General features: G+C 71.3%; 25 protein-coding genes. 12 read left to right on the top strand and 13 right to left on the bottom strand.

Features of this window, described 5'->3' with window-relative positions:
• Positions 1–125 precede the first annotated feature (125 nt).
• Complete coding sequence (locus LPA27_RS07015) at positions 126–365, top strand: hypothetical protein (protein ID WP_228941985.1); 240 nt, start codon at positions 126–128, stop codon at positions 363–365.
• Complete coding sequence (locus LPA27_RS07010; RefSeq protein ID WP_228941984.1) at positions 358–555, top strand: helix-turn-helix domain-containing protein; 198 nt, start codon at positions 358–360, stop codon at positions 553–555. Before LPA27_RS07015 ends, LPA27_RS07010 begins: the two co-directional genes overlap by 8 nt.
• Positions 556–801: 246 nt before the next feature.
• Here LPA27_RS07010 and LPA27_RS07005 read toward each other — a convergent pair whose 3' ends face one another.
• Positions 802–1962, bottom strand: a complete 1161-nt coding sequence (locus LPA27_RS07005; protein ID WP_228941983.1) for a CBS domain-containing protein — start codon at positions 1960–1962, stop codon at positions 802–804.
• 967 nt (positions 1963–2929) lie between these two features.
• On the opposite strand from LPA27_RS07005, the gene LPA27_RS07000 reads away from it, so the two are divergent.
• Complete coding sequence (locus LPA27_RS07000) at positions 2930–3313, top strand: TIR domain-containing protein (protein WP_267477190.1); 384 nt, start codon at positions 2930–2932, stop codon at positions 3311–3313.
• 1 nt (position 3314) lies between these two features.
• Positions 3315–4130 (top strand): DUF7701 domain-containing protein, encoded by an 816-nt coding sequence (locus LPA27_RS06995; RefSeq protein WP_228941981.1) that lies wholly within the window; start codon positions 3315–3317, stop codon positions 4128–4130.
• A 159-nt stretch (positions 4131–4289) separates the two neighbouring features.
• On the opposite strand, the gene LPA27_RS06990 is transcribed toward LPA27_RS06995, so the two are convergent.
• Both LPA27_RS06990 and LPA27_RS06985 read right to left on the bottom strand, forming a co-directional pair.
• The gene (locus LPA27_RS06990; RefSeq protein WP_228941980.1) at positions 4290–5390 is read right to left on the bottom strand and encodes a tyrosine-type recombinase/integrase; all 1101 of its coding nucleotides are present in this window, start codon (positions 5388–5390) and stop codon (positions 4290–4292) included.
• 320 nt (positions 5391–5710) lie between these two features.
• A complete protein-coding gene (locus LPA27_RS06985; RefSeq protein WP_228941979.1) occupies positions 5711–6484 on the bottom strand; it encodes an HNH endonuclease in 774 nt (257 codons plus the stop codon).
• A gap of 377 nt (positions 6485–6861) precedes the next feature.
• On the opposite strand from LPA27_RS06985, the gene LPA27_RS06980 reads away from it, so the two are divergent.
• The 5 genes from LPA27_RS06980 to LPA27_RS06960 all read left to right on the top strand — a co-directional run bounded on the left by LPA27_RS06980 (position 6862) and on the right by LPA27_RS06960 (position 11812).
• Complete coding sequence (locus LPA27_RS06980) at positions 6862–7770, top strand: hypothetical protein (RefSeq protein WP_228941978.1); 909 nt, start codon at positions 6862–6864, stop codon at positions 7768–7770.
• Between the two features lie 700 nt (positions 7771–8470).
• Positions 8471–9469 (top strand): SURF1 family protein, encoded by a 999-nt coding sequence (locus LPA27_RS06975; RefSeq protein ID WP_228941977.1) that lies wholly within the window; start codon positions 8471–8473, stop codon positions 9467–9469.
• On the top strand, positions 9466–9906 hold the full coding sequence (locus tag LPA27_RS06970) for a DUF3817 domain-containing protein (RefSeq protein WP_056865119.1): 441 nt from the start codon (positions 9466–9468) through the stop codon (positions 9904–9906). The genes LPA27_RS06975 and LPA27_RS06970 overlap by 4 nt, the downstream gene beginning before the upstream one ends.
• On the top strand, positions 9903–10760 hold the full coding sequence (locus LPA27_RS06965) for a patatin-like phospholipase family protein (RefSeq protein WP_227488820.1): 858 nt from the start codon (positions 9903–9905) through the stop codon (positions 10758–10760). Before LPA27_RS06970 ends, LPA27_RS06965 begins: the two co-directional genes overlap by 4 nt.
• Positions 10757–11812 (top strand): 1-acyl-sn-glycerol-3-phosphate acyltransferase, encoded by a 1056-nt coding sequence (locus tag LPA27_RS06960; RefSeq protein ID WP_228941975.1) that lies wholly within the window; start codon positions 10757–10759, stop codon positions 11810–11812. Before LPA27_RS06965 ends, LPA27_RS06960 begins: the two co-directional genes overlap by 4 nt.
• Positions 11813–11980: 168 nt before the next feature.
• Here the strand turns inward: LPA27_RS06960 and LPA27_RS06955 are convergent, their stop codons facing one another.
• Positions 11981–12784 (bottom strand): hypothetical protein, encoded by an 804-nt coding sequence (locus LPA27_RS06955; protein ID WP_228941974.1) that lies wholly within the window; start codon positions 12782–12784, stop codon positions 11981–11983.
• 165 nt (positions 12785–12949) lie between these two features.
• Here LPA27_RS06955 and LPA27_RS06950 point away from each other — a divergent pair, with 165 nt between their 5' ends.
• Positions 12950–13462: a peptidylprolyl isomerase gene (locus LPA27_RS06950; RefSeq protein ID WP_056865121.1), complete on the top strand. Its 513-nt coding sequence runs from the start codon at positions 12950–12952 to the stop codon at positions 13460–13462.
• A 128-nt stretch (positions 13463–13590) separates the two neighbouring features.
• Here the strand turns inward: LPA27_RS06950 and LPA27_RS06945 are convergent, their stop codons facing one another.
• The gene (locus tag LPA27_RS06945; protein WP_227488773.1) at positions 13591–13767 is read right to left on the bottom strand and encodes a hypothetical protein; all 177 of its coding nucleotides are present in this window, start codon (positions 13765–13767) and stop codon (positions 13591–13593) included.
• On the opposite strand from LPA27_RS06945, the gene LPA27_RS06940 reads away from it, so the two are divergent.
• On the top strand, positions 13757–14461 hold the full coding sequence (locus LPA27_RS06940; protein WP_227488772.1) for a rhomboid family intramembrane serine protease: 705 nt from the start codon (positions 13757–13759) through the stop codon (positions 14459–14461). The two genes, LPA27_RS06945 and LPA27_RS06940, sit on opposite strands and share 11 nt — an antisense overlap.
• Positions 14462–14814: 353 nt before the next feature.
• Here the strand turns inward: LPA27_RS06940 and LPA27_RS06935 are convergent, their stop codons facing one another.
• Complete coding sequence (locus tag LPA27_RS06935; protein WP_056865123.1) at positions 14815–15273, bottom strand: cell division protein CrgA; 459 nt, start codon at positions 15271–15273, stop codon at positions 14815–14817.
• Between the two features lie 92 nt (positions 15274–15365).
• Between LPA27_RS06935 and LPA27_RS06930 the strand changes: the two genes are divergently transcribed.
• Positions 15366–16247, top strand: a complete 882-nt coding sequence (locus tag LPA27_RS06930) for a DUF881 domain-containing protein (protein WP_228941973.1) — start codon at positions 15366–15368, stop codon at positions 16245–16247.
• Here LPA27_RS06930 and pknB read toward each other — a convergent pair.
• The 7 genes from pknB to LPA27_RS06895 all read right to left on the bottom strand — a co-directional run bounded on the left by pknB (position 16223) and on the right by LPA27_RS06895 (position 25418).
• The gene (gene pknB / locus LPA27_RS06925; RefSeq protein ID WP_228941972.1) at positions 16223–18097 is read right to left on the bottom strand and encodes a Stk1 family PASTA domain-containing Ser/Thr kinase; all 1875 of its coding nucleotides are present in this window, start codon (positions 18095–18097) and stop codon (positions 16223–16225) included. The two genes, LPA27_RS06930 and pknB, sit on opposite strands and share 25 nt — an antisense overlap.
• Positions 18094–19785 carry a serine/threonine protein kinase gene (locus tag LPA27_RS06920; RefSeq protein WP_228941971.1) on the bottom strand — a complete coding sequence of 564 codons (1692 nt, stop codon included), beginning with the start codon at positions 19783–19785 and terminating at the stop codon, positions 18094–18096. Before LPA27_RS06920 ends, pknB begins: the two co-directional genes overlap by 4 nt.
• Complete coding sequence (locus tag LPA27_RS06915; protein ID WP_056865126.1) at positions 19782–21281, bottom strand: peptidoglycan D,D-transpeptidase FtsI family protein; 1500 nt, start codon at positions 21279–21281, stop codon at positions 19782–19784. Before LPA27_RS06915 ends, LPA27_RS06920 begins: the two co-directional genes overlap by 4 nt.
• 76 nt (positions 21282–21357) lie before the next feature.
• Complete coding sequence (locus LPA27_RS06910; protein ID WP_228941970.1) at positions 21358–22770, bottom strand: FtsW/RodA/SpoVE family cell cycle protein; 1413 nt, start codon at positions 22768–22770, stop codon at positions 21358–21360.
• Complete coding sequence (locus tag LPA27_RS06905; RefSeq protein ID WP_228941969.1) at positions 22770–24185, bottom strand: PP2C family protein-serine/threonine phosphatase; 1416 nt, start codon at positions 24183–24185, stop codon at positions 22770–22772. The genes LPA27_RS06910 and LPA27_RS06905 overlap by 1 nt, the downstream gene beginning before the upstream one ends.
• The gene (locus LPA27_RS06900; RefSeq protein ID WP_056865128.1) at positions 24182–24658 is read right to left on the bottom strand and encodes an FHA domain-containing protein FhaB/FipA; all 477 of its coding nucleotides are present in this window, start codon (positions 24656–24658) and stop codon (positions 24182–24184) included. Before LPA27_RS06900 ends, LPA27_RS06905 begins: the two co-directional genes overlap by 4 nt.
• A complete protein-coding gene (locus LPA27_RS06895) occupies positions 24651–25418 on the bottom strand; it encodes an FhaA domain-containing protein (RefSeq protein ID WP_227488770.1) in 768 nt (255 codons plus the stop codon). Before LPA27_RS06895 ends, LPA27_RS06900 begins: the two co-directional genes overlap by 8 nt.
• Between the last annotated feature and the right edge of the window lie 47 nt (positions 25419–25465).

Raw genomic sequence — 25465 nt, 5'->3', positions numbered from 1 at the left:
TAGGTGACCAGGAGAGGCTCTGGTCTCGACAGCCGCGGCCACAGACGTCCGAACCGCCGAGCACGAGGTTGCCTCTCCAGATGAGCCGCCGAACCTCGTCGGCGGCCAGGACGAGAGGCGACGTGATGGTGACACCAATCGGCATCCCAGACGACTGGGACGACAACAACCTGATCCTGTTCGAGGAGTTCTGCGACCTCATCCGCACACCGCAGCGCACCGTCCGCGACTGGCGACAGCGGGGCGTCGGCCCACGATGGACCCGCTTCCAGGGAGTCGGCCGGCTCTACATCACAGTCGCCGAGGCCCGTCGCTTCCTCGCCTCGGCCACCGTTACGCGAGATGAGCTGAATTCTGATGGCTGAGCGACGTGCCATCCCGGTCTACCTCAGCCTGGAGGAAGCGGCCGAGTGCATGTCGGTGTCGGTCAAGACGATCCGACGCTGGATCGCCGGTGGCACCCTCCCCGCGTACCGCTGCGGCAAGCGGGCCATCCGGATCAAGCTCGAGGACCTCGAGGCCGCGCCACGGCAGCTCCCGTCAGCGCGGTGGTAAAGCCCGACGGCTGCGGACACTTGGTCAACGAGCACGTGTTCTGGGTGTGCCACGCCTGCCTCGGTGTGCGGACCGCGGTTCAGCGTCGGACCATATGCGCGTCACACGACGCGACACCGTTGGGATCGAAGAGCCATGCACCCGGTCAAGTCTGGACGCTGGGAACCGAGGCCTACCGCGGCGTAGCCGCTGCGAACGAAGCTTGCGCCAGTTGTGCTCGCTGAGTGTCCGTACCCCTACGCGTATTCAAACTTCGGCGTCGGAAGTCACGAGACGAAGTACACGCGCCGTCTTCTCCAGCAACTCGACCTCCTCAGCGGTTATTGGGTCCGGTGAGAAGTGCATGAGTTGATTGCGAATTTGCCGAACGCGGTCCATCCGCTCGTGGAACTCAGTCTGACCGAGACCGCTCCAGCTCAGCTTGTCCCAAAGGGGCTTTTTTGACAGGGCCATGACGTAAGTTCCGAGCGTAGCGCCATGGTTGCTTATCCCGACGCCCGCTGCCTTCATCTCGTCGTCGGAGCAGCGGCTCTTGATTCTGTTACTCAGGCGGCGCTCGATCTCGTCAAGTAGGACGATAGGACGGTAGTCGTCCCCGAATCGACGACTGAGGTCGGCGCTAGTGATGATGCCTTGTACCGCGCCGCTTGGGTCGCGTACAAAGACAAACCCGAACTGGAAGATAACCTCTGCCTGGCCAAGGAGTTCGTCTTCAGGAGTGGTCGACGGTGCAGATCGCATCGCGTCACGCACGATGGAGGGCTCGCCCGAAGTCCAAGCGAGCGCTACGGATTCCCATGACACTGCTCCGGTGAGCCGTCCTTGGGCATCTACGACCGCCACTTGCGAGTAGTCCTGCAACGCCATCTTCGTAACGACCACTGCGAGCGGATCGTCCGGTTGTGCCGTCATGACCTCGCATCGGGCTGTATCCATGGTGCTCACGGAGTAGTGCACCGAGCCACTCATGACGGCTTCGGCGTGCGCCTCCGCCGCATCTACGGCCGCGTTAGAGATTGATGAGGAGTCAGAGGGCTCGTCGGACTGGCCGGGTGCCGGTACGATCGCGACCTGCCCGTCGATCCATCCTTCAGCTATGGAAGGGACGGCCAACAATCCTAGTTCTGCGAGATCATCAGTAACCTCTTGAACGATCCGCGCTGTGCGGCGACGAAAGTCCCAGAAGTTGAGAAGCTCGCGAATCGTCATAGTTCGAGGGGCGGCTTCCACGAGGTCTTGCAGACTATTCGGGAGGGGATCCGATTCGGCGGATTGCCAACCCGGGTCCGCGTTGCCTGCTGTCACTTCTGCCAACCGCGCAGCAGCGTTGCGACGCGAGAGCTCACAGATGGTGAGGAGCGATCCCAGGGACGCGAGGAGGTCGGACCCCAACTCGGTCTTGCTCACCTCGGGACGTCGCCACTCCACAGGGCGTGAATGCCGCATCCCCTCCGGTTGGCCGGAATCGTAGAAGTACGGGCCGGCGATCGTGCCGAGTGCGACTGAGTCAGCGGTCTTCTTAAGGGGCATAACTACGACGTCACCGACCTGCATGACATCGCGGAACCTCCACAACTGTCCGGACCAGTTGCCCAAAACTGCACCTGAGATCTGGTCTCCGTATGCCGTCCTGAGCGCATCCTTGACCTGATCCCGGGATCGACAGCCCGATATGTCGTCCAACTCGCTCCACCCAGCAATGGCGCGCGACTCTGCGATCGCAGCGAGTTCCCTCTCGCCATCACTCCCGGCTCGCACCATCCACGCACGCGTCATTGCTCCCCCAGATCACTCGTGCCGATATCGCTCGCTCACGGTAACTGCCACCACCCCCGCGCGTCGCCCCTCGTCGCTCCGGGCAGGCCTTGACGCTGGCCGGGACGCCGGACAGGCGGCGGACTGATGGGTCTTGTCGCACGGCCCCGCCTCGTGCCGGGGCGTCCTGCTTTCGGAGTCTTCCGCGATGCTCAAGCAGGCGGCTTCAGTCGCCGTACTACCGGAACAACGCTGTCGCGGAAGGGCAATCGCGTTCCTCTCCACACTCTCCGCATCGCTCCGGCTCGCCCTTCACCACGACCTGAGTGGCATGACGCCAGTGTGCGCGCAAGGCAGTCGCGTCGGCGTCCAGCTCCGCGAGGGCTGCATCCACGCGAGCTTCGGACCACGCACCGTCTTCAGTTGCGGCGGGCGCGCCGATCGAAAGACTTTCCCGCCGCAGGGCGATTCGTTCCAGCGTACGGTCATACGGGTCTTGGTCGCCAGCCATAGCGGGATCGTAGATCGTGCGGCAGCTAGGGGAAACACCTCGTCGCTAGCTCGGAGATCTCCAGCCGCCGGGTAGGTTACGACTTACGTCGAATGAGGGGGTAACAGCATGGCAGGACCTCGAGCGTTTATCAGCTTCGAGATGGAGGACCGGTGGGCGAGGGACTTCCTGAAGGAGCACGCCCGGGATAAGCGGAACGACATTCACTTCGAAGACTATTCGGTGCAGGATCCTTTCGACACCTCATGGAAGACTCAGTGCCGGGCCAGGATGGCCAGGACTAAGGGCACGATCGTGCTGATCGGACCGACTACGTACCTGTCTGAGGCTGTCCAGTGGGAGATTGCAGAAACCGCGCGTCAGGACCACTACCTGTTCGGGATCCAAATCAACAGGGACAAGACGCACCCCGTCCCGGCGGGAGTCCCGACCTCGTCGGTTATCCGGTGGAACTTCCAACAAATAGTCGACTGGCTCGACACCTGGACATGACGTGTATCTCAGCGATCTAGCCGCTCAAGTCCGAGCCAACATCCCACACGAAATGTTGCCCCAGGAGGACCACCAGGAGCAACTGTTCTTAACGTACGCAGTTTTGGCCCGCGCCAAAGGCGTCCAGGTCTCCGAAAGCGATGTTCACGATGCGTGGGCGGCGTGGATGGCGTCACATGACAAGGACCATGAGTCCCTAGTGCCTTACGACGATCTCGATTCAGAGACTGCCGAACAGGATGCCCTGTTCGCGGAAGCGATCCGCTCAGTAGCGCGGACGAAGGGCGAGTCAGCTGTGTCGCGGATCTTGTTCTCTGCCGGTCACCCCCGGGCGAGCGTTGTGGACTCAGACAGGTTCTACGATCTATACAAGGTTATGGTGCAGAGCTCTGAGTCGCTCGTCGCAAGGCGTCAAGGTGTGAATACGTTCTTCATAACCATCAACGGCGTCCTGCTTACGGCTCTTGGTCTGATCGGCGGCAGTGCTGTCCAGACCTCACTAGGCGCATTGGGCATCGCGTTCCTCGCGGCCACTGGCGGCCTTCTTTCTTTTGCGTGGCGCTCCCTAATCACGTCTTTCGGCCAACTCAATACAGGCAAGTTCAAAGTAATCAACGAAATGGAACGCCACCTCGGTGCTGCCATCTACGCTGCCGAATGGGAAGCACTCGGACGAGGTGAAGATCCCCGGGTATACCGCTCATTCACGTCACGTGAAATATGGGTGCCAAACACCTTGGTCGTCGTCTACTTCATCACCGTTGTTGTTGCCGGACTAGTAGCTTCGGGAACCATGACGATCGCCAAGAACGGCTAAGAGTGCAATCCGAGCTGTACTTCCTCTACGGTAGCGAGGCGCCACGACGGGACATCAATCAGACGCGAAAGCTCGGCCCTTAGTGGGCCGTCCACTGCAACCTCTCCGCACGCGAGACCGGGCGACTGACTCATTAGCTTCCGCCACCAGATGGCCCTCTTAGGACTCCGGTCGACTCTCGCGCCACGCTTCGTATGTCGCTCCGATCTTCTCGGCGAGCGACCTGTCGCGGTCGAGAGTGGCGTGTTGGTAGATCGCCATCGCGGCCTGAGAGGCGTGGCCGGCACGCGCTTGTAGCTCGGCCGCCGTCGCGCCGTGCTGCCCGGCGAGGGTCAGAGCGGTGTTGCGCAAGTGGTGGATTGTGAGGTCTGGACGGCCGGCGGCCTCGCGGGCGGGGCGGTACCGGTCCATCAGGTAGCGCACGCTCATGTGGTCGGTGCGGTCCCCAGGGAAGAGCAGCCCGCTCGGTCCCGCACCGGTGTGCTCGAGGAGGTGCTTCTGCAGCATCGGCAGGAACGGAGGAGGCACGTGGACCGTCCGCACGCCGCTCTTGGTCTTCGGCGAGCTGATGTGCCGCCCGCACTGAGGGCAGGCACCCCGAACCGATGGGTTAACGTCCTTGTCGATCTTCCTTGTGACCGTGATCCGGCCAGGGACGCCATCGACGTCGGACCGGCGCAACTCCAGCAGCTCCCCCTCGCGCAAGCCGACGAAAGCGGCCAGCACGATGAGCAGCCTCAGCCGCTCGGGCATCTCGTTGACGATCACCGCGATCTCGTCGAAGGTCGCTGGGACCACGACCTCCTTGACCGGAGCACTGCCGGCTCCACGGATCTTAGGCGGAGCCCGGTCGACCAGTTCCTCCTCCTCGGCTGCCTGGAGGATCGAACGCAACAGCCGGTACGCCGACGCGTTGGACGACGCTGTCTTCGCATCGAGCGAGCGTCGCCACGCCTTGATCTCGGAGAGGGTGACGTCGCGCAGCGGCATCGCGCCGAAGTACGGCAGGATCCGATGCTCCAGCAAGGCTTTGTAGCTGCGCACCGTCGTCGGCCGCAGGCCCCGCTCGGCCAAGTAACGCTCGGCGAACGTCTCCACGGTGCTCATCGCCTGCTCGCGTTCGCGGCGGGCCTCGGCGACCTTCCGGGCCTTGGGCGGCGTCCACTCGTCACGGTCGATGAGGGATCGCTCTTTGGCGAGCCATGCTTCGGCATCCATCTTGGTCTGGAAGTTGCGCGAGTGGCGCGTGCCGTCGGGCATCGCGTACCGCGCACGGTAGGACGGTCCCGTCGCGCCGGAGCGTCGCTCGAGCTCGCCGAAACCTCGTCGCCGTGTCATGTCCGCGCCGCCCGTTCGCCCGCAATCCACCGGCTACGAGTTAACCCCATACTCTGGCAGTTGAGCAATGGGGCACCTAGGGGGAAAGAATGTCTTAACGAGTCCGACAGAGACCTCTCCTGACCTGCGCTTTCACACTCAACTGGCACTTCGAGCGCAACTCCAAGCGCGTTTGCAAGCAGGGGGTTAGGGGTTCGAGTCCCCTAGGCTCCACCGACCAAGACCGCGTCAGCTGTTGTAGGTCAGCTGGCGTCGAGGAATGCCTGATAGCGAGCCTCGAGCAACTCCGAGTCGGGGTGCTGGCTGCGTCGCTCGGGAAGCACCATGAGGCGTTTGCCGTGGAACTCCTGGATCCCATGACGGAGCATCGGCCCGTCCACTTCCTCCAGAACGGCGGCGTTGACCCTGACCTCGTGGCTGGGGGTGATGCCCAAGATCATTCTGTCGTAGGCCGCGTGGTGCATCTTGCACAGCGTGAGGCCGTTGGTGATCACCGGACGGCCACCGGCACTGTCCTCATGGATGTGCGCTGCGTCGAGCAGGTCACCGTGCCGGAAGGAGCAGATCGCGCAGGACGTGCGATAGGCCCGGAGCACCGCCGCGCGGAACGGGCGTTGATGGAGCCGGATGCGCGTCAGCTGTTGGCGATAGGCCGGGTCGAGCTCGAGGTCGGCGGCGGGCCAGACGATGTCCGTCTGCGGCACGGCATCGATGTCGACCACGAACTGCAGAGCGACGGGTTCCTCGTCGACCAGGCGAACCGGATACAGCGCGCTGTACCCGCCTCCTTGCACGCCGAGCCACCAGATGAGGGGGAGGCGCGCGGTCATCGCCTCGCGTAGCGCCCGGTTCTGGTAGTGACCGGGATCGTCGCCGCGCATCTTGTACCGGTAGAAACCGTCGGCCCCTACGGCGTCGTCGTACGGCCGGTCAGTTCCTTCGGGTCGGTAGACCGTGCGGATGGACAGCGCGGCAGCGAGGTGACCAGGCTTCCAGATCCCCTGCTGAGTCGGCATCAGGCGCACGGTCTCTCCAGCCAGGGACAGCTGACTGGTGTCGTCCTGACTGAAGACCTCCTTGCCCGTGGCTCGCTGTCGGTCGAGCCAGGCGAAGGCGGCGTGCCGAACCGCCAGTTCTCGTAGCCGCTGGTCGGGGTCCTCCGCTGGAGTGTGGCAGCTTCGGCCGGCCCGCGGGAGCAACCGCGATGAGACACGGCGTGCCGCGACGTCTCGGGAACGGTCGGGGGGGGGGGGGGGTGAATCGGCGCGTCGATGTTCCACGGGAAACACCCGGTTGACGCTGCCGTCGGACCGATGACCACGGGCAGCGACGCGCTGGGCGGACTTCGGCGGACTCGACCCGCCCACGGTGGCCGGGTGGCAGACTGCCGCGCGTGCTTCCCCGCCTGACACTCGCCGTCTGCGCGGCCACCCTGCTGCTCGGCGGGTGCGCCGAGGAGATCCCGCCGCCCGACGCTGACCAGCCTCCGCCCGCCGCGGTGGAGACGGTGGTCGCCGGCGGCGTGCCGGAGCCCGCGGTGCTGGCGCTGCCGTACGTGCCGGTCGAGGCGGCGCGGCTCGAGGTCACCGACTTCGCCCGCGTGGCGGTGCAGCTGGGTGTCGAGGACCCGACCTCGCAGGACCCCGCGGCCGACCGGGCGGCCTTCGAGCGGCGTACGACGGCCGAGACCGCGGCGCTCACCGACGGCACCCTGCGGCCCGTCGACGAGCAGCTGGTGCGGCGCTTCGGCTTCGGGCAGGCCGACGTCACCTGGGAGGCCCACGTCTTCGCCGAGGACGGCACCGAGACCGGCTTCGTGCTCGGCATCGACCGGGTCGTCGACCCCGAGGCGCTGACCCGCGCGGTGGAGGCGGGCGTGGGCCCGCTGGCCGGGGCGAGCGTGGTGGCCGAGGACAGCGTCATCGTGCAGGGGCTCGACGCCTCCGGCGGCTCGTACGCCGACGACCCGGCGGTCGTCGCGCTGGTCGGGGCGCCGGCGATCTCGACCTACCTCGCCCGGGGCTGCCCCGACCCAGACGGGGCGGACGTGTCGGGGCTGGACGACCTCCAGGTGTGGGCCATGTCCTTCCAGGGCGGGCTGGCCACGGCCACGCTGGGCCCCGACCGGGCCGACCTCTTCGACCGGCTGGAGGTGGCCGAGGCCTCGACGACCTTCGCGCGCAGCTTCACCGACGGGGTGGCCGACCCCTCCACGGGGCGCATCGGCTTCCGGCTCAGCGACCCGCCAGCGGCGGCGGACCTGGTCGCCTCGGGTGACGTGCCGGTGGCCTCCTGCGACTGAGCGGCCCGGTGGCCGATCGTGCGGTGAGTGGCGGGAGACGACACCTGCGGCGGCCGTCGACCGGTCGTGTGCCGCCACTTCTCGGGCGGGTCGGCCGGCGACGCGAGGCGCCCCCGTGTCGCCGGCCGGTGCTGGCGGCGCTCGCAGTGAGCGGCCGTGGGGCAAGTGGCGGGAGACGACAGCTGCGGCGGCCCTCGACCGGTTGTATGCCGCCACTTCTCGGGCGACCGGCCGGGGACGCGAGGCAGCCGCGCGTGGCCGGGCTGGTGCTGGTGGCACTTGCGGTGACCGGCTGTGGGGCAAGTGGCGGGAGACGACACCTGCGGCGGCCGTCGACCGGTCGTATGCCGCCACTTCTCGGGCGACCCGGCCGGGGACGCGAGGCAGCCCCGCGTGGCCGGTCGGCGGCGCTCGCGGCGACCGACCGTCCGGGGCCGGGTGCTCGAGACCTCCACCGACTACTCGGGCACCGACGGGTCACGACGTGACGATCCATGGGAGCGTCGGTTGCGGGCGGTCCATCGTCGACCACCGTGAGGGTGGGGTGGTTTCGAGACGGTCGCTGGCGCTCCCACCTCAACCACCGTGCGGGTGTGGGTTTCCCTCCTCGACCAGCGGGGCTGAGTCGTGGGTCACGGGGGAGCGGGGTGCCCGGCCTCGTCGGGGCGGTGCGGCGTGGGGGGCTTCGTAGACTGGGGGCGTGTCGTCGCCGCTCGCCCCGCGCCTGTGGGGCGTGCACGCCCTGGGGGTCGCCGCGATCGTGGCGGCGTCGGGGCTGGGCATGTGGCAGCTCGACTCGTGGCAGGCCCAGCGCGCGGCCGAGGCCTCCGACCTGACCCGGCTCGACCCCGAGCCGCTGGCCGACGTGATCGGGGCCGACGACCGCTTCCCCGGTGACAAGGTCGGGCAGCCGGTCGTGGTGAGCGGGGTGTGGGTACCCGACGGCACCGTCTACGTCTCGGGTCGCGAGCTCGACGGGCAGGACGGCTACTGGGTCGTGACGCCGCTGGCGATCGGGCCGGTCGACGCCGCCGACGAGCCGGGCGCGGGCGACGCCCCCGCCCTGCCGATCGTGCGGGGCTGGACCGCCGACCCGGCCGAGGCGCCCGCGCCGCCCGAGGGTGCGGCCGAGATGGTCGCCTGGCTGCAGCCCGCGGAGGGCACGGGCGAGGCCGACACCGACCGCAGCGACGACGTCATCCCGCAGGTGCGCACGGCCGACCTGATCCAGCGCGTCGACCAGGACCTCTACGGCGCCTACGGCGTCGTCGCCACCGACGTGGCCCCCGGCGACTGGCCCACCGGCGACACCGCCGTCAACGACGGCACCGAGGGCCTCTCCGCCGCGACCCTGGAGCAGCTGCCGGCCGCCGACCGGTTCACCGGGCTGCGCAACTTCCTCTACGCCCTGGAGTGGTGGATCTTCGCGGCCTTCGCGGCCTTCGTGTGGTGGCGCTACGTGCACGAGGTGACCGCGGAGCCGGAGGACGAGGCCGAGCTCCTGGGCGAGGACGGACAGGGCGACGGCCCCGGAGACGAGCCCGGGGACGGACCCGGAGACGAGCCCGGGGGAGACCCCGCCCCGGGCCCCGGCGAGCCCGCCCGCGCCGGGGGTGGTGAGGTGGCCGACACCGACGACGCCTCCGCCCCGGGAGCGGGCACGCGGCCGGTGGCCGACCCGGTACCGTCGAAGCCGTGAGCACCGCACCCGCCTCGTCCCGCCGCACGACCACGCTGACCGAGTCGGAGGTGCGCGGCACGCTGCTGCGCTACCGGATCATGGCCAGCGTCGTCGGCGTGCTGCTCGTCGTGCTCATCCTGGTCGGCGTGCCCCTGGCCAACTTCGACGGCAGCTCGATGTGGGGCTTCATCCCCGGCACCCCCGAGCTGGTCACCCCGGGCTCGGGCGTGCAGCAGGTGGGTGAGGACATCACCGAGTACCTCGGCGTCGCCCACGGTTGGCTCTACATGATCTTCCTCGTCACCGCCTTCCTGCTGGCCCGCAAGGCGCGCTGGGAGCCCGGCTTCACCGTGGTCACGCTGCTGTGCGGCACCGTGCCGCTGCTGAGCTTCTGGGCCGAGCGCCGCGCCACCCGCGCGACCCGCGCGCTCACCGTGCCCGACCCGGTGGCCTGAGCATCACCACCGCCTTCGTCCTCGGCGGGGGCGGCGCCCTGGGCGCCGTCGAGGTCGGCATGCTCCGGGCCCTGCTCGAGCACGGCGTGCGCCCCGACCTCGTGCTCGGCACCAGCGTCGGCGCCCTCAACGGCGCCCTGGTGGCCCGCGAGCCCACCCTCGACGTCGTCGAGCACCTCACCGGGCTGTGGCAGGCCGCGGCCGGCGCGGCGAGCGGCGTACGGCGTGCCCGCGAGGAGGCGGTGTTCGGCGACCGACCGCTGCGCAGCGTGCGGCGGGCGGTGGCCAGCGGCACCCACCTGTGGTCGGCCGGTCCGCTGGAGCGGCGGCTGCGTGCGGAGCTGGGCGAGGTCACCTTCGCCGAGCTCGCCGTGCCGCTCCAGGTGTGCGCGGCCAGCATCGAGCGCGCGGCGGAGCACTGGTTCGACTCCGGGCCGGTGGTCGACGCGGTGATGGCCAGCGCCGCGGTGCCGGGCCTGCTCCCGCCCGCCCGCGTGGGCGGGGAGCACTTCCTCGACGGCGGCATCGTCAACTCCGTGCCGCTGGCGCGCGCCCACCAGCTCGGCGCGACGCGGGTCTTCGTGCTGCAGGTCGGTCGCTTCGACCGCCCGCTGCGCCCGCCGCGGCGGCCCTGGGAGGTGGCCCGGGTGTCCTTCGAGGTGGCCCGGCGCCACCGCTTCACCCGCGAGCTGGCCGAGCTGCCCGCCGGCGTGGAGGCCCACGTGCTCCCGGCCCGCGGCACCAGCAGCCGTGACGACGGGCTGCGGGCCGGCAGCGACTTCCGTGACGTGGAGACCCGGGTGCAGCTGACCTACGAGGCCTCCCGCGACTACCTGCGCGAGCACCTGCCGTGAGCACGCCCGGTCGTCGCCGCCTGCCCGCCGGGGCGGCCCGCGTGCTGCGCCTGGGGCTGGTGGCCCCGCTCGTCGTGGGCCTGACGGCGGTGCTCTGGCTGGCCCTGCCGCTGTGGCTGCTCGGCGCCGCCGCGGTCTCGCCGTGGGTGCCCGGGCGCTGGCGCGCGCTGCGCCTGGCCTGGCTCGCGGTGGTCTACCTGACCATGGAGACGGTGCTGCTCGCGGTGCTGCTGGGGCTGTGGCTCTCGTCGGGCTTCGGGCGGCGCCTGCGCACGCCGTACTTCGAGGGGATCCACTACGACCTCGTGCAGGGCGTGATGTGGGTGCTGTTCTCCGAGGCGCGCCGTGTGCTGCACCTGTCGATCACCACGGTCGGCCCGGCGCCCGACGCCCACCCCGGCCACCCGCTGCTCGTGTGCTGCCGCCACGCCGGGCCCGGGGACTCCTTCACCCTCGTGCACGCCCTCATGGACTGGTACGACAGGGAGCCGCGGGTGGTGCTCAAGGACACCCTCGCGTGGGACCCCGTCATCGGCTGCCTGCTCACCCGGCTGCCGGCGCGCTTCATCTCCCCCAGCCCCGGCGACGGGGAGGACCTGGAGTCGCAGATCGCCTCGCTGGCCACCGGCCTCGACCGCGACGACGCCTTCGTGATCTTCCCCGAGGGCGGCAACTTCTCCCCCGAGCGGCGCGAGCGCGCCATCGCCCGGCTGCACCGCCTCGGCCTGCACGCCATGGCCGGGCGCGCGGAGGCGATGCTCCACGTGCTCGCCCCCAAGCCGGGTGGGCTGCTCGCCGCGCTCGAGGCCGCGCCCGAGGCCGACGTGGTGATGGTGGCCCACACCGGCCTCGACCACGTGCTCGGCGTGCGCGACCTGTGGCGCGAGCTGCCGATGGACAAGCGGATCACCATGCGGTGGTGGCAGGTGCCGCGCGCCGAGATCCCCACCGACCGCGACGAGCAGATCGCCTGGCTCTACGACTGGTGGGAGCGCATCGACGCCTGGGTCGAGAAGCACCGCCCCGAGGACCTGCCCGCCGGGCGGCGCTGACCCTCCGCTGACCCCGCGCTGACCCTGCGCCGACCCTGCGCCGACCCCGCCGTCCACCCGGGGTGCCCGCGGACACGACGAGGGCGCCGGACCGTGGTGGTCCGGCGCCCTCGTGGCGGTGCCGTGGTCTCGCGGGGGTCGTGCGGGCCGCGGTGGCGGCCCCGGGTGCTACTTCTTGTCGCCGTCGAGGTCGACGACCTCGGCCGGCTCGTCGGGAGTGGTGATCGGGTGGGCGGCCTCGGCGCGGTCGGCGATGGCCTCGTCGGGCGAGGAGCCGGCGGCGTCGTCGGCGTCGTCCTCGCTGACACCGGCCAGCGGCGCGGCGGGAGAGGCCGGGGTCGCCGGGGCCGCGGGAGCGGGGCTCGGCACGTAGGAGGACTGCCAGTTGTCGGCCTGCTTGCCGCCCTGGAGCTTCTTGGCCACGACGCCGCCGACGGCGGCGAGCACGACGACCAGGAGCAGCTTCTTCAGCTTGCCGCCCTTGGAGGGGGCCGGCTCGCCCTTGACCTGGGCGATCTTGGCCTGCGCGAGGTCCTGGAGGTCGGAGGCCTTGCTGCTGGCCAGCGCCGTGCCGGTGGCGCCGAGCGCCGCGGCCTTGGTCTTGGCGTCGCTGGAGACCGAGGAGGCGGTGTCGGCAGCCTTGCTCCGGGCCTCCGCGCCCAGCTCGGCGGCCTTGCTGCGGGCCTCGGCGGCGCGCTCGGCGGCCTTGCTGCGGGCCTCCGCGCTCAGGTCGGCGGCCTTGCTGCGGGCGTCGGCGGCGCGCTCGGCGGCCTTGTCGCGGGCGTCGGCGACGTAGGGGGCCGCCTTGTCGCGCGCGTCGGCGACGTAGGGGGCGGCCTTGTCGCGGGCCTCGCCGAGCAGGTGCACGGCCTCGTCGCGGGCGGTGGAGACGGCGGCCTCGATCTGGGGCCGCACGGACTCGACGTAGTCACCCGCCTGCTCGATCAGGGTCTTCTTCTTGCGCAGACGCATCGCGCCACTTCCTCTCGTCGGGTGCTCAGCCATCAGACCACGCCCGCACCGGCGGGGCGAGCCCGGCCGGGACGGGCCTGCTCTTGCGGCTCGTGCGAGGATCGTCCCGCACGGGTGGGCACGTAGCGCACACCCCGAAGTACCCAATCAGCGCGAAAGGCAGTCATGGCGCAGCCGCAGGCGGTCCTCAAGACCAACCAGGGCGACATCGTCCTCGACCTCTTCCCCGACCACGCCCCGGAGACGGTGGCCAACTTCACCGGTCTCGCGACCGGCGAGAAGAAGTACGACGCCGGCAACGGCAAGACCGGCCCGTTCTACGACGGTCTCGGCTTCCACCGCGTCATCGCCGGCTTCATGATCCAGGGCGGGTGCCCCCTCGGCACCGGCACCGGCGGTCCGGGCTACACGTTCAAGGACGAGCCGCACCCCGAGCTCACCTTCGACAAGCCCTACCTGCTCGCGATGGCCAACGCCGGCCCGGGCACCAACGGCTCGCAGTTCTTCGTCACCGTGGGCGCGACCCCGTGGCTGAACTTCAAGCACACGATCTTCGGCGAGGTGGCCGACCAGGCCTCCCGCGACGTGGTCGACAAGATCGCCGCCACGAAGACCGGCCCGGGCGACCGCCCCGTGGAGCCCGTCGTCTTCGAGTCGGTGGAGATCCGCGAGGGCTGAGCCCTCCCCGACGCCCGCTCCTGACTCCTCGCCCCCGCACCGACTCCACGACCAGGCCGAGCCGTGACCGCTGACCCGACCTCCCAGACCGGGGTGCCCACCTGCTACCGGCACCCCGACCGGGAGACCTACATCCGGTGCCAGCGGTGCGGCCGGCCCATCTGCCCCGACTGCATGCGTGACGCCGCGGTCGGGTTCCAGTGCCCGTCGTGCGTGGCGGAGGGGGCGAAGAGCACCAGGAGCGGGCGCACGGCGTACGGCGGGCTGCGCCCGACCAAGGCGTCGACGACGTCGATGGTGCTCATCGGCGTCAACGTGGTCGTCTTCCTGATGGCGCTCGCCTCGGGTGGCACGGCCGGCAAGCTGGTCGCCTACCTCGGCCAGCACACCCTCGGGCGCTGCGAGCTGCCCGACGGGCGGTACTTCCCCGGCGTGACGCAGGCGGTGTGCGAGGGGGCGGGCCCCAGCAGCGCCTACTTCGCCCCCGGCGTGGCCGACGGGGCGCTGTGGCAGCTGCTCAGCAACGGCTTCCTGCACGCCTCGATCCTCCACATCGGGCTCAACATGCTGGCCCTCTACGCCCTCGGCCCGCAGCTCGAGGTGGCGCTGGGCCGCACTCGCTTCCTCGCGCTCTACTTCGTGTCGCTGCTCGCCGGATCCACGCTGGTGCTCTGGGCGGCCGACGAGAACACGCTCACCCTCGGCGCCTCCGGCGCGATCTTCGGGCTGCTCGGCGCGACGCTCGTCATCGCCTACAAGGTCGGCGGCAACGTCCAGCAGATCCTGCTGTGGGTCGGCCTCAACGCGCTGATCACCTTCACGGTGCCCTACATCTCCTGGCAGGGTCACCTCGGCGGCTTCCTCGGCGGCGCCGCCGTCGCCGCCGTGCTCGTCTACTCCCCCCGCGGACCCCGACGCTCCGTCGTTCAGGCCGCCGGGCTCGCCGGCGTCGTCGCCGTGCTCGCCGCCGCCGTCGTGCTGCGGCTGCTCACCGTCTGAGCCGAGCCTGGCCCTCTCCGGCCACCCGTGGTGCGGGTGGTTTCGAGACGCTCGCTGGCGCTCTCTCCTCAACCACCGGGGTGCGGGTGGTTTCGAGACGCTCGCTGGCGCTCGCTCCTCAACCACCGTGGTGGTTGAGGAGCGAGGAGCGCTAGCGACGAGCGTCTCGAAACCACCGGCGCGGGGGCGAGTTGTCCACAGCTGTGGAATCACATGTGGAGAACTACACGCGTGTAGTTCTCCACAGGTTTGTCCCCAGATGTGCAGAACCGCCCGCCGTCCGGGGGGGACGACGGGCGGTGCGGGTGCTGCGGCGGGGACGGGTCCGTGGGCCGGCGAGGGCCCCGGGGGACTCACTCCCAGCGGGTGGCGAAGACGAAGCCGACGGCCATGAAGGCGATGCCGACGATGAGGTTGGACTGGTTGAGGTCGTTGAAGACCGGCACGTCGGTGAGGTCGTTGCTGAAGACGTAGAACGTGCAGATCCAGATCAGGCCCACCACGAAGCAGCCCAGCATGCCGACGACGACGCCACGGCCGCGACCGAGCGGGGTCGAGGGGTGGGCCGAGACCACGAGTCCGAGGAGGACCAGGCCGAAGCCGATGACGTAGTTCCACCGCTCGATGTCGCCCATGAACGCCGGGCCCGAGGCCTCGGCGTCCAGCACGGACGGGTCGGCGCGGACCCCGAGGTAGTAGTAGGCGATCCAGGCGATGCCGGCCGCGACGAGCAGGAGCGCGACGACGAAGCGGGGGCCGACCGCCGGGCCCTGGCGGGGTTCGGCGAAGGGGTCCTTGTCCTTCAACTTCACGGTGGTGCTCCTCGTCGAGGGCGTGGACGCCTCGGGGTTCGGGGTGGGCGGGGACGGGGTCCCGTCGCTTGTCGCGGGTTACCTTAGTCGGCATGACCCCGACTTCCCACGCCGCGCCGCCGCAGCCGCCGGACCCGTCGGGGCCGTCGGGGTCGTCGGAGCAGCGGGAGCCGCAGGGCGGCTCGGGGGCCGTGGCCGGGTGGCACCGCATCGCGGCGTCGCTGCGCGCGCGCCGGCGTCCGGGCGCCGCGCGTCCGCCGGCCTGGCGGGTCGGCACCCCCCTGGTGGTGCTGCTCAGCGGGTCGCTCTTCGTCATCAGCGCCCAGTCCAGCGAGGGCACCGACCTGCGACCGGGCCGCTACACCGACCTGTCGTCGCTGGTCGGCGCGGAGGCCGACCGGTACGACGAGCTGCGCCAGCGGGTGCAGGACCTCACCGGCGAGGTCGCCACCCTCGGAGCCCAGGTCGGCGACGCCGACACCCGGCGGGTGCAGGAGCGCATCGAGACCCTGCGCGACCCCGCGGGTCTCGAGCCGCGCGAGGGCGCCGGTGTCTCGGTCACGCTGGCCGACGCCCCGCTCGAGGTCGCCCAGGTCACCGAGCAGCCGCTGGAGCTGCTGGTGGTGCACCAGCAGGACATCCAGGCCGTCGTCAACGCCATGTGGCGCGGCGGGGCGACGGCGGTGACCGTCGCGGGCCAGCGGGTCGTGTCGACCACCGGCATCAAGTGCGAGGGCAACTCCGTGCTGCTGCAGAACGTGCCCTACCCCCAGCCCTACGTCATCGAGGCCGTCGGGGACCCCTCGGCGCTGGCCGCCTCCATCGAGGGCGACGACTACCTCGCGCGCTACCGCGCGCAGAGCGAGCTGCCCGACGTGCAGATCGGCTGGGACTTCGCCGCCGAGTCCGACGTCGTCGCGCCCGCCTTCGACGGGCTGCTCGACCTCAGCTACGCCGAGCCGCTCGAGGGCTGAGCCGGCCCGCGCCGCGCGCGCCGCCCCGCCGTACGCCGGGAGGGCGTGGCCGGGAGCAGGGCGCGGCCACCGCCGCGCCCGGGCGAGGTCGTGTCGCCGGGGCTCGGCGACGGCGAGCCCGACGGGTCCCCGCTCGGCGACTCCGACGGCGACTCCGAGGGCTCCTCGCTGGGCTGCTCGAAGGTGGTGACGAAGATGTAGACGTCATTGCCCTGGGCCAGCTCCTCGCCGGCCTCGGGCACCTGGTCGACCACGGTGCCGGTCTCGGCGTCGGTCTCGCCGTCCTCCTCGCGCACCACGGGGTTGAAGCCGGCCGCGATGATCTGGCGCCGCGCCTCGGCCTCGGTGAGACCCTCGACCGAGGGCACGGTCTCGGGGCCGTCGGAGACGGTGAGGGTCACCGTGGAGCCCGACTCGACCTCCTGGCCGGCCTCCGGGGCCGTGGAGACGACCTGGCCCGCGGGCAGGTCGGACTGGGTCTCGGCGACCCGCGCCACGAGGTCGACGTCCTCCAGCGCCGCGACGGCGGCGCGCTGCTGGAGGCCGACCACGCTCGGCACCGGCACCTCGGGGGTGCCGGTGGAGACGGTGAGGTCGATGGTGCTCCCGGGGTCGACGAAGCTGTCGCCGGAGGGGTCCTGGGAGATGACGCGGTCGGCCGCGACGTTCTCGTTGGCGACGTAGTTGATGTCGCCGAGGGTCAGCCCGGCCTCGCCGATGGCGGCACGCGCGCGGTCGATGTTGGTGCGCACGACGTCGGGCACCTGGGTCTGCTCGGGCGCGGTGGGGAAGAGCCGCGGCCACAGCAGGACGCCGGCCACGATCAGCCCGATCAGCAGCAGCACGAGGGCCACGACCAGACCGCCGCGCGAGGAGGAGGACTCCTCCGCAGGCGTGGCGTCGGGGGTCGGCGCCGGGGCGGCGACGGGCATGGGGCGCGGCGGCGGGGTCTGCGAGACGGGCAGGAGCGGCGGCGGCGGCGTGGCCTGCACCGGGCGGCCGGCGAGGTAGCGCTCGATGTCGCTGCGCATCGCGGCCGCGGACTGGTAGCGGTCCTCGACCCGCTTGGCCAGCGCCTTCATCACGATCGCGTCGATCTCCGGCGGCAGCGAGGTGTCGTGGTCCGAGGGCGGCTGGGCCTGCTCGCGCACGTGCTGGTAGGCCACGGCGACCGGGCTGTCGCCGACGAAGGGCGGACGGCCGGCGAGGAGCTCGTAGAGCAGGCAGCCGGCGGAGTAGACGTCGGAGCGGGAGTCGACGGTCTCGCCGCGGGCCTGCTCGGGGGAGAGGTACTGCGCGGTGCCCACGACGGCGGCGGTCTGGGTCATCGTGGAGGAGGCGTCGCTGATGGCGCGGGCGATGCCGAAGTCCATGACCTTGACGTCGCCCGACGGGGTCAGCATGACGTTGCCGGGCTTGATGTCGCGGTGGATGATGCCCGCGCGGTGGCTGTAGTCGAGGGCCGAGAGCACGCCGCTGGTGATCTCCAGGGCCCGCTCGGGCAGGATCTTGCGGCCCTCGCGCAGGATGTCGCGCAGCGTCCGGCCGGCCACGAACTCCATCACGATGTAGGGCTGCTGCACCCCCGAGCCGTCGGCGGCCGGCTCCTCGCCGGTGTCGTAGACGGCCACGATCGAGGGGTGGTTGAGCGAGGCCGACGACTGCGCCTCGCGGCGGAAGCGGGCCTGGAAGGTGGCGTCGCTGGCCAGGTCGGTGCGCAGGCGCTTGACGGCCACCACCCGCCCCAGACGGGTGTCGGTGCCCTTGCGGACCTCGGCCATGCCGCCGCGACCGAGCAGCTCACCGATCTGGTAGCGCCCGCCGATGAGGATCGGCTGCGAGCCCGTCATGGCGTGGTCCCTTCGGTGTCGGCGGTGTCGGCGGTGTCGGCGGAGCGGCCGGAGGTGGTGGTCCCGCCGGACCCGGTGGCGGTCGAGGGGCTGGTCGTGGTGGCGGCCGGGTCGGTGGCCCCGGGGGTCGCGTCGGGGGCGGGAGGTGCTGCGGGATCCGCCGGCGCCCGTCCCTCGGCCGGCGACGCCGCGGTCGGGGTCGGCGTGGGGGTCGGCGTGGGTGTGGGGGTCGGCGTCGGCGTGGGGGTCGGCGTCGGGGTCGGGGTGGGCTCGGGCTCGGGGGCGGCGCCCCAGTAGCTCACCGTGACGGTGTCGCCCTCGGTGAGGGTGCCGGTGGGGTTGACCGAGTCGACGATGCCCTGCTCCTCCTCGCCCGGGTTGTCGACCTCGTTGAGGGTGACGTTGAGGCCGAGGGCCTCCAGCGCCTCCTGCACGTCGCGGTAGTCACGCCCGACGTACTGGTCGGGGTCGACCTCGACGGTGGCCGGGGCCTCCTCGGTCGGGCTGGAGCTCGGCGACTCGCTGGGGCTCTGCTGCGTGCGCGTCGGGCTCGGCCGCTGCTCCGGGGTCTCCTCGGTGTCGTCACCGCCGCCGGAGAGGGCCAGCCACAGCACCAGGGCGCCGACGGCGAGCAGCGCGAGCAGCACCAGGGCCCACACCCAGCCGGCGGTGCCCCTGCGGCGCTCGTCGTCGGCCGGCGGCGGGGTGGACGCGGGCGTCGGGGTGGGGTCGGGCGTCACGGGGGCGCCGACGCCGGTCATCACCTGGGTCCGGTCGGCGGGCACCGCCCCGGGGGCGAGCACCTGGGTCGAGGCGGCCGAGGGCGCGTCGGGTCCCAGCGAGGAGGGGTCGCGCAGCGCGGCGGCGAAGGCCGCGGCGTCGGCGTACCGCTCGGCGGGCTCCTTGGCCAGGGCCCGGCGCACGACGCGGGCGAGGTCGGCGGGCACCGCGGCCGGCAGGTCGGGCACGGGCTGGTTGAGGTGGGCCAGGGCGGTGGTGACCGGGGTGTCGCCCTGGAAGGGGCGACGCCCGGCCAGGCACTCGAAGGCCACGACGCCGAGGCTGTAGACGTCGGAGACGCCGGTCGCGGTGGTGCCGCGGGCCTGCTCGGGGGAGAGGTACTGCGGCGTGCCCATGACCTGGCCGGTCTGGGTCAGCCCGACCGACTGGGCCGCGCGGGCGATGCCGAAGTCGGTGATCTTGACCTGCCGGTCGGCGGTGACCAGCAGGTTGGCCGGCTTCACGTCGCGGTGCACGATGCCCGCGGCGTGGGCCGCGGCCAGGCCGTCGGCGGCCTGGGCCACCAGGTCGCGGGCGACGTCGGGGTCCATCGGCTGGCCCGGGCGCAGCAGCGCCGAGAGCGGCTGGCCCTCGACGAGCTCCATCACGAGGTAGGGCCGCGGCACGCCGGACCCGTCGGCGCTCTGCGCCTCGCCGAAGTCGTAGACCGCGGCGATGTGGGGGTGGTGCAGCGAGGCCGCGTGGCGGGCCTCGGTCTCGAAGCGCGACCGGAACGACGGGTCGTCGGCGTACTCGCTCTTGAGCAGCTTGACCGCCACCGTGCGGCCCAGCGTCGTGTCGGTGGCCCGCCAGACCGCGCCCATGCCGCCGGTGGCGATGCGGGCGTCGAGGCGGTAGCGGCCGGCGTCGTCGGCGGAGCCGCCGATCTCGGGCATCGAGGTGGTCATCGGATCACGGCCTCCATGACGGCCTTGGCGATGGGCCCGCCGAGCAGGCCGCCGGCGATCTCGCCGCGGTCGATGCCGGGGGCCTTCTGGATGACGATGGCCACGGCGACCTGGGGGTCGTCGGCCGGGGCGAAGGACGTGAACCAGGCGTAGGGCGGCACGTCGTCGATGCCGCTCTGGGCCGTGCCGGTCTTGCCGGCCACGCTGATGCCGTCGATCGCGGCCGGCGAGGCCGTGCCGTTGTCGACGGTGGAGACCATGAGCTCGGTGACCTGGTTGGCCGTCGACTCGCTGACCGCCTCGGAGAGCAGCTCGGGCTCGGTGGCCTCGATCCGCTCGAACTCCGGCGACTGCACCTCGTCGACGAGGTAGGGCCGCATGACCTTCCCGTCGTTGGCGATGCCGGCCGCGACCATGGCCATCTGCAGCGGCGTGGCCCGCACCTCGAACTGGCCGATGCCGCTCTGGCCGGTCTCCGGCTCGTTCATGTCGGTGGGGAAGACCGACTCGGCCTGCGGCTGGAGGTCGTCGAAGTACTCCTCGTTGAAGCCGAACGCCTCGGCCTGGTCGCGCATCGCGTCAGCGCCGACCTCGACGGCCAGGCGCGCGAAGGTGGTGTTGCACGACTGCTCCATCGCCTGGGCGAAGGGGATGAGGCTCGTGCCGCAGGAGCGGCCCTCGTTGTCGATCAGCCCGGTCTCGCCCGAGGTCAGCGGCAGCTGGTACGTCGCACCGCCGGGCACCTGGTCGGCGGCGGTGTACTCGCCGCTCTCGATCGCCGCGGCGGCCGTGACGATCTTGAAGGTCGACCCCGGCGGGAGCGTGGTCTGGATGGCGCGGTTGTTGAGCGGGTCGTCCTCGTCGGCGTCGAGCTGCTCGTAGGCGGCGTTGACCTCGCTGAGGTCGTGGGAGGCCAGCCGGTTGGGGTCGAAGGACGGCAGCGAGACCATCGCGAGCACCTTGCCGGTGCGCGGGTCGAGCGCGACGACCGAGCCCTGGCCGTCGGGGCCGATGGTCTGGCGCAGACCGTCGAAGGCGGCCTGCTGGGCCTCGGGGTCGAGGGTGAGCTGGACGTTGCCGCCCTTCTGGCCCTGGTTGCTGAGCAGGTCGACCAGACGGGTCACGAAGAGCCGGTCGTCGTCGCCGGAGAGGATGTCGTTCTGGGTCTGCTCGATCCACTGCTGGCAGGTCGTGCAGTCGCTGGACTGGGCGTTGTAGTAGTTGAACCAGCCCGTGGCGTGGGCGTAGAGCAGCGGCTTGGCGTAGGTGCGCTGGAACTCGTAGCGGTCGTCGGAGGGCACGCTCTCGGCGACGGCCTGGCGGCCCACGAGCACCGCGCCCCGCTCCTGGGAGAAGGTCGCGTCGACCGCGCGGCGGTTCTCGGGGTCGCTGTCGAGGCTGTCGGCGCGCCAGTACTGCAGGTAGGTCACGTTGAGCATCAGGGCGAGGAACAGCAGCATGATGCCGACCGAGACCGTGCGGATGGGCTTGTTCACCGGTGGTGCTCCTCTCCTGGGCGGGTGCTGGCGGGGGCGCTGACGGGGGTGGCGCCCGGTCGGCGGGTCGGGGTGGTCAGAGCCTGATCACCTGGGTCGACTCGTCGGCGTCGTCCTCGGCGTCGGCGGTGAGGTCGGGCACCGGGCTCCGGGCGAGGTCGGAGATGCGCAGCAGCAGGGCGATGACCACCCAGTTGGCGACCAGCGAGGACCCGCCCTGCGACAGGAACGGCGTGGTGAGACCGGTGAGCGGGATCAGGCCGGTGACGCCGCCGATGACGACGAACACCTGCAGCGCGAAGACGCTGCCCAGGCCCGTGGCCAGCAGCTTGCCGAAGCCGTCGCGGGAGATGATCGCGGCGCGCAGCGCGCGCTCCACGATGAGGCCGTAGAGCAGCAGGATGGCGATGACGCCGGTCAGGCCGAGCTCCTCGCCGAGGCCGGCGATGATGAAGTCGGACTCCACGATGGGGATGCGGGTCGGGTCACCGCCGCCGAAGCCGCGGCCCAGCAGACCGCCCCAGGCCATGCCGAAGAGGCCCTCGACGTTCTGGAAGCCGGTGTCGTTGGTGCCCTCGCCGTAGTAGGCGAAGGGGTCCAGCCACACCGACACGCGGGTCTGCACGTGGCCGAAGAGGCGCCAGGCGGTGAGGGCGCCGCCGAGGAAGAGGGCGCCGCCGACCACGAGCCAGCCGGGCCGCTCGGTGGAGACGTAGAGCATCACCAGGAAGAGGCCGAAGAAGAGCAGGCTCGAGCCCAGGTCCTTCTGGAAGATGAGGATGCCCAGGCTGACCAGCCACATGCCGAGGATCGGGCCCAGGTCGCGCCCGCGGGGCAGGTCGACGAAGAGCACGCGGCGCCCCGCGAGCGCGAGCGCGTCGCGGTGGAGCACGAGGTAGCCCGCGAAGGCGATGACCAGCAGGACCTTGGCCACCTCGCCGGGCTGGAAGCTGAAGGGGCCCAGCGAGATCCAGATCCGCGCGCCGCGGATCTCGGTGCCGAGCACCGGCATCATCGGCAGCAGGAGCAGCACGATCGCGCTGAGCCCGGCGGTGTAGGTGAAGCGGGTCAGCACCCGGTGGTCGCGCAGCACGACGAGGGTGACCATGAAGAGCACCGCGCCGAGGGTCATCCAGATCAGCTGGTTGCGGGCCAGGTCGGTGCCGTCGACCAGGTCGACGCGGTGGATGAAGGCCAGGCCGAGGCCGTTGAGCGCGGCCACGACCGGCAGCAGCACCGGGTCGGCGTACGGCGCGACGATGCGCACGACCACGTGGGCGGCCACCACCAGCGCGGTCAGCCAGCCGCCGTAGCCGACGATGTCGGCCGGCACCCGACCCTGCACGCCGATGCCGACCGCGGCGTAGGCGCCGATGCCGACCGCGAGGGCGAGCACCAGCAGGAAGAGCTCGGCGCCGCGGCGGCGCCGGTGGACGAAGCCGATGATCGGGTTGGCGCCCTGCGCGGGCAGCGCGGTGCGGGCGGCCATCAGCGGGCTCCCGCGGTGGCCGGGCTCGACGAGGCGTCGGCGCCCGGCTCGACGCCGGCCTCGCCGGTGCCCGAGTCGGTGCCGGAGTCGGTGCCGGAGTCGGAGGTCTCGTCCTCCATCGCGGCCACCAGGTTCTCGATGATCTGGCGGGCGCCGTCGAGGCTGCCGGCGCTCATGCCCTGGCGGACGTTGTCGGCCTGCAGCTCGGTGAGCCGGTCGAGGTCGACGTTGGTGCGCTCGTAGGGCTCGTAGAGCGAGGCACCGGGCAGCTCGGTGTTGACGCCGCGGTAGATGTAGACGACGCCCTCCTCCTCGCTGACGAAGTACTGCTGCTGGCTCCAGGACCAGGCCGCGGCCGCGGCGATCCACACCAGGCCGACGACGACGGCGGCCACCATCACCCAGCGCAGCCAGGCGAAGCGGGCCGGCGGGCGCAGGGCGTAGCGGGCGGCCTCGGGGTCGATGGGGTCCGACGGGATCGCGTGGGCGTCGGGCGGCAGGCCCTCGGGGATCTCGGCGAGCACCGGCTCGAGCTCACCGGTGTCGCCGGAGCGGTGGCCGCGGAAGAGGCTGGGGCTGCGGGTGCCGCGCGGCACCCGGCGGCGCAGCTCGGCGGCCGCACCGACCAGCAGCGGCTCGAGGGCGGCGAGCTCGTCGGCTCGCTGGGCCGCGCCCGTCTCGTCGAGCACGTCGGCGACGATGCAGGTGACGTTGTCGGAGCTGCCCGCCTCGAGGCTGGCGCGCACCAACTCGACGGCGGCGTAGTCGGGGGTGCCGGAGGAGAGGATGTCGGCCAGCCGGGCGTCGTCGAGCACGCCGCAGGCGCCGTCGCTGCACAGGAAGAGCCGGTCACCGGCCTCGAGCTCGACGAGGAAGAGGTCGGGCTCGGCCTCGTGGATGCCGTCGAGGGCCTTGAGGATGAGGTTGCGGTGGGGGTGGACCCGCGCCTCGGCCTCGGTGATGCGGCCCTCGTCGATGAGGCTCTGCACGAAGGTGTGGTCGCTGGTGAGCTGGCTGATGCGGCCGTCGCGGTAGAGGTAGGCCCGGCTGTCGCCGACGTGGCCGACGGCGACGCGGTGGCCGTCGAAGAGCAGCACGGTGGCGGTGGTGCTGGTGCCGTTGAGGGCGGGGTCCTCGTCGACCAGCTCGCCGATGCGGTCGTGCGCGCGGTGCAGGGCGCCCGCGACCTGGCCGACCAGGTCGTCGGGGGCCAGCTCGCCGGGGGGCTGCTCGTCGAGGCGGCGCAGCTGCTGCACGGCGGTGCCGCTGGCGATGTCGCCGCGCGCCGCGCCGCCGACGCCGTCGCAGACGCTGAGCAGCCAGGGGCCGGCGTACCCGGAGTCCTGGTTGTCCTTGCGCACCCGCCCGACGTCGGAGATGGCGGAGTAGTCGAGGACCAGCGTCGGGGAGCTCACTTGCGCAGCTCCAGGATGGTCTTGCCGATCCTCACCTGGGTGCCGAGGGTGATCGTGGTCGGCTGCGTGATGCGGACCGTGCCGATGTAGGTGCCGTTGGTGGAGCCGAGGTCCTCCACGAACCACTGGTCGCCGGCGGCGGCGATCCGGGCGTGGCGGGTGGAGACGTAGTCGTCCTCGAGGCGGATCGCCGCGTCGTTGCCGCGGCCGATGAGGATGGGGGCCTGGTCGAGCTCGGCGCGCTCGCCGGCGCTGGAGCCCTCCACGACCAGCACGTGGGTGGGGGAGCCGCGCCGGGGCTTGGCCGCCTTGGCCTTCTTTTCCTTGGGCGCCTTCTGCCCCCGGCCGCGGGCGGCCTCGGGCACGCGCGCGCCGAACATGTCGGAGCGGATGACCGAGATGGCCGAGAGCACGAAGATCCACAGGATCGCCAGGTAGGCGATGCGGACCAGCAGCAGGGTGAGCTCAGACATCGATGCGCTCCTCGACGATGCGGACCGTCAGCGTGGTGTTGCCGATGCGCACCTCGGTGCCGTCGTCGGCGATCGAGCGGCTCATCTTCTGGCCGTTGACGAGCATGCCGTTGGTCGAGCCCAGGTCGTGGACCTCGATGTGGACGCCCTCGCGGGTGCCGATCGTGCGGGCCGCGACGCGGAACTCGATGTGGCGGCGGCTCACGCCGGGGTCGTTGATGCGCAGGTCGGCGTCGTTGCCGCGACCCACGACCACGCCGGGCGGGTGCAGCGGCTGGCGGGTGCCGTTGACCTCGAGGATCGCGCGGGCCCGGCTGACCTGGGTGTGGGTGGCGTTGCCCGTCACGCGCGCCTGGGCGCGGCTGCGGATGCGGAAGCGACCGGTGGTGAGGTCGCCGGACTCCTCGAACTCGATGCTGATCGGGCCGGGGAAGGAGTAGCCCTGAGCGTCGGCGTGCTCCTGGAGCTGGCCGGTGAGGTCGTCGGCCAGCGCGGTGTCGTAGGGCGCGAGGCGGTCGAGGTCGGTGATCGACAGCTCGACGTGGAAGGCGTTGGGCACGAGGCGGCGCTCGCGGGAGAGGATCTGCGCGTTGTTGTCGCACTCGCGCTGCAGGGCGGCCGCGATCTCCACCGGCTGCACCGCGGAGCGGAAGGCGCGGGCGAACGCGCCGGAGATCATGCTCTCGAGCCGCTGCTCGAACTTCTGGATCCCACCCACCGTGTCGCCTCCTTCCCTGGTGTCGGCCCTGGTGCTGGCCATCGTGTCGGCACTGGTCGGTGCGCGGCCCGCGCATGGCAGGCCTAGCG

Origin of the sequence: Nocardioides sp. Leaf374 (genome assembly GCF_916862475.1) — a bacterium.
Taxonomy (GTDB): Bacteria; Actinomycetota; Actinomycetes; order Propionibacteriales; family Nocardioidaceae; genus Nocardioides; species Nocardioides kribbensis.
This window is presented reverse-complemented; position numbering and strand designations above follow the sequence as displayed.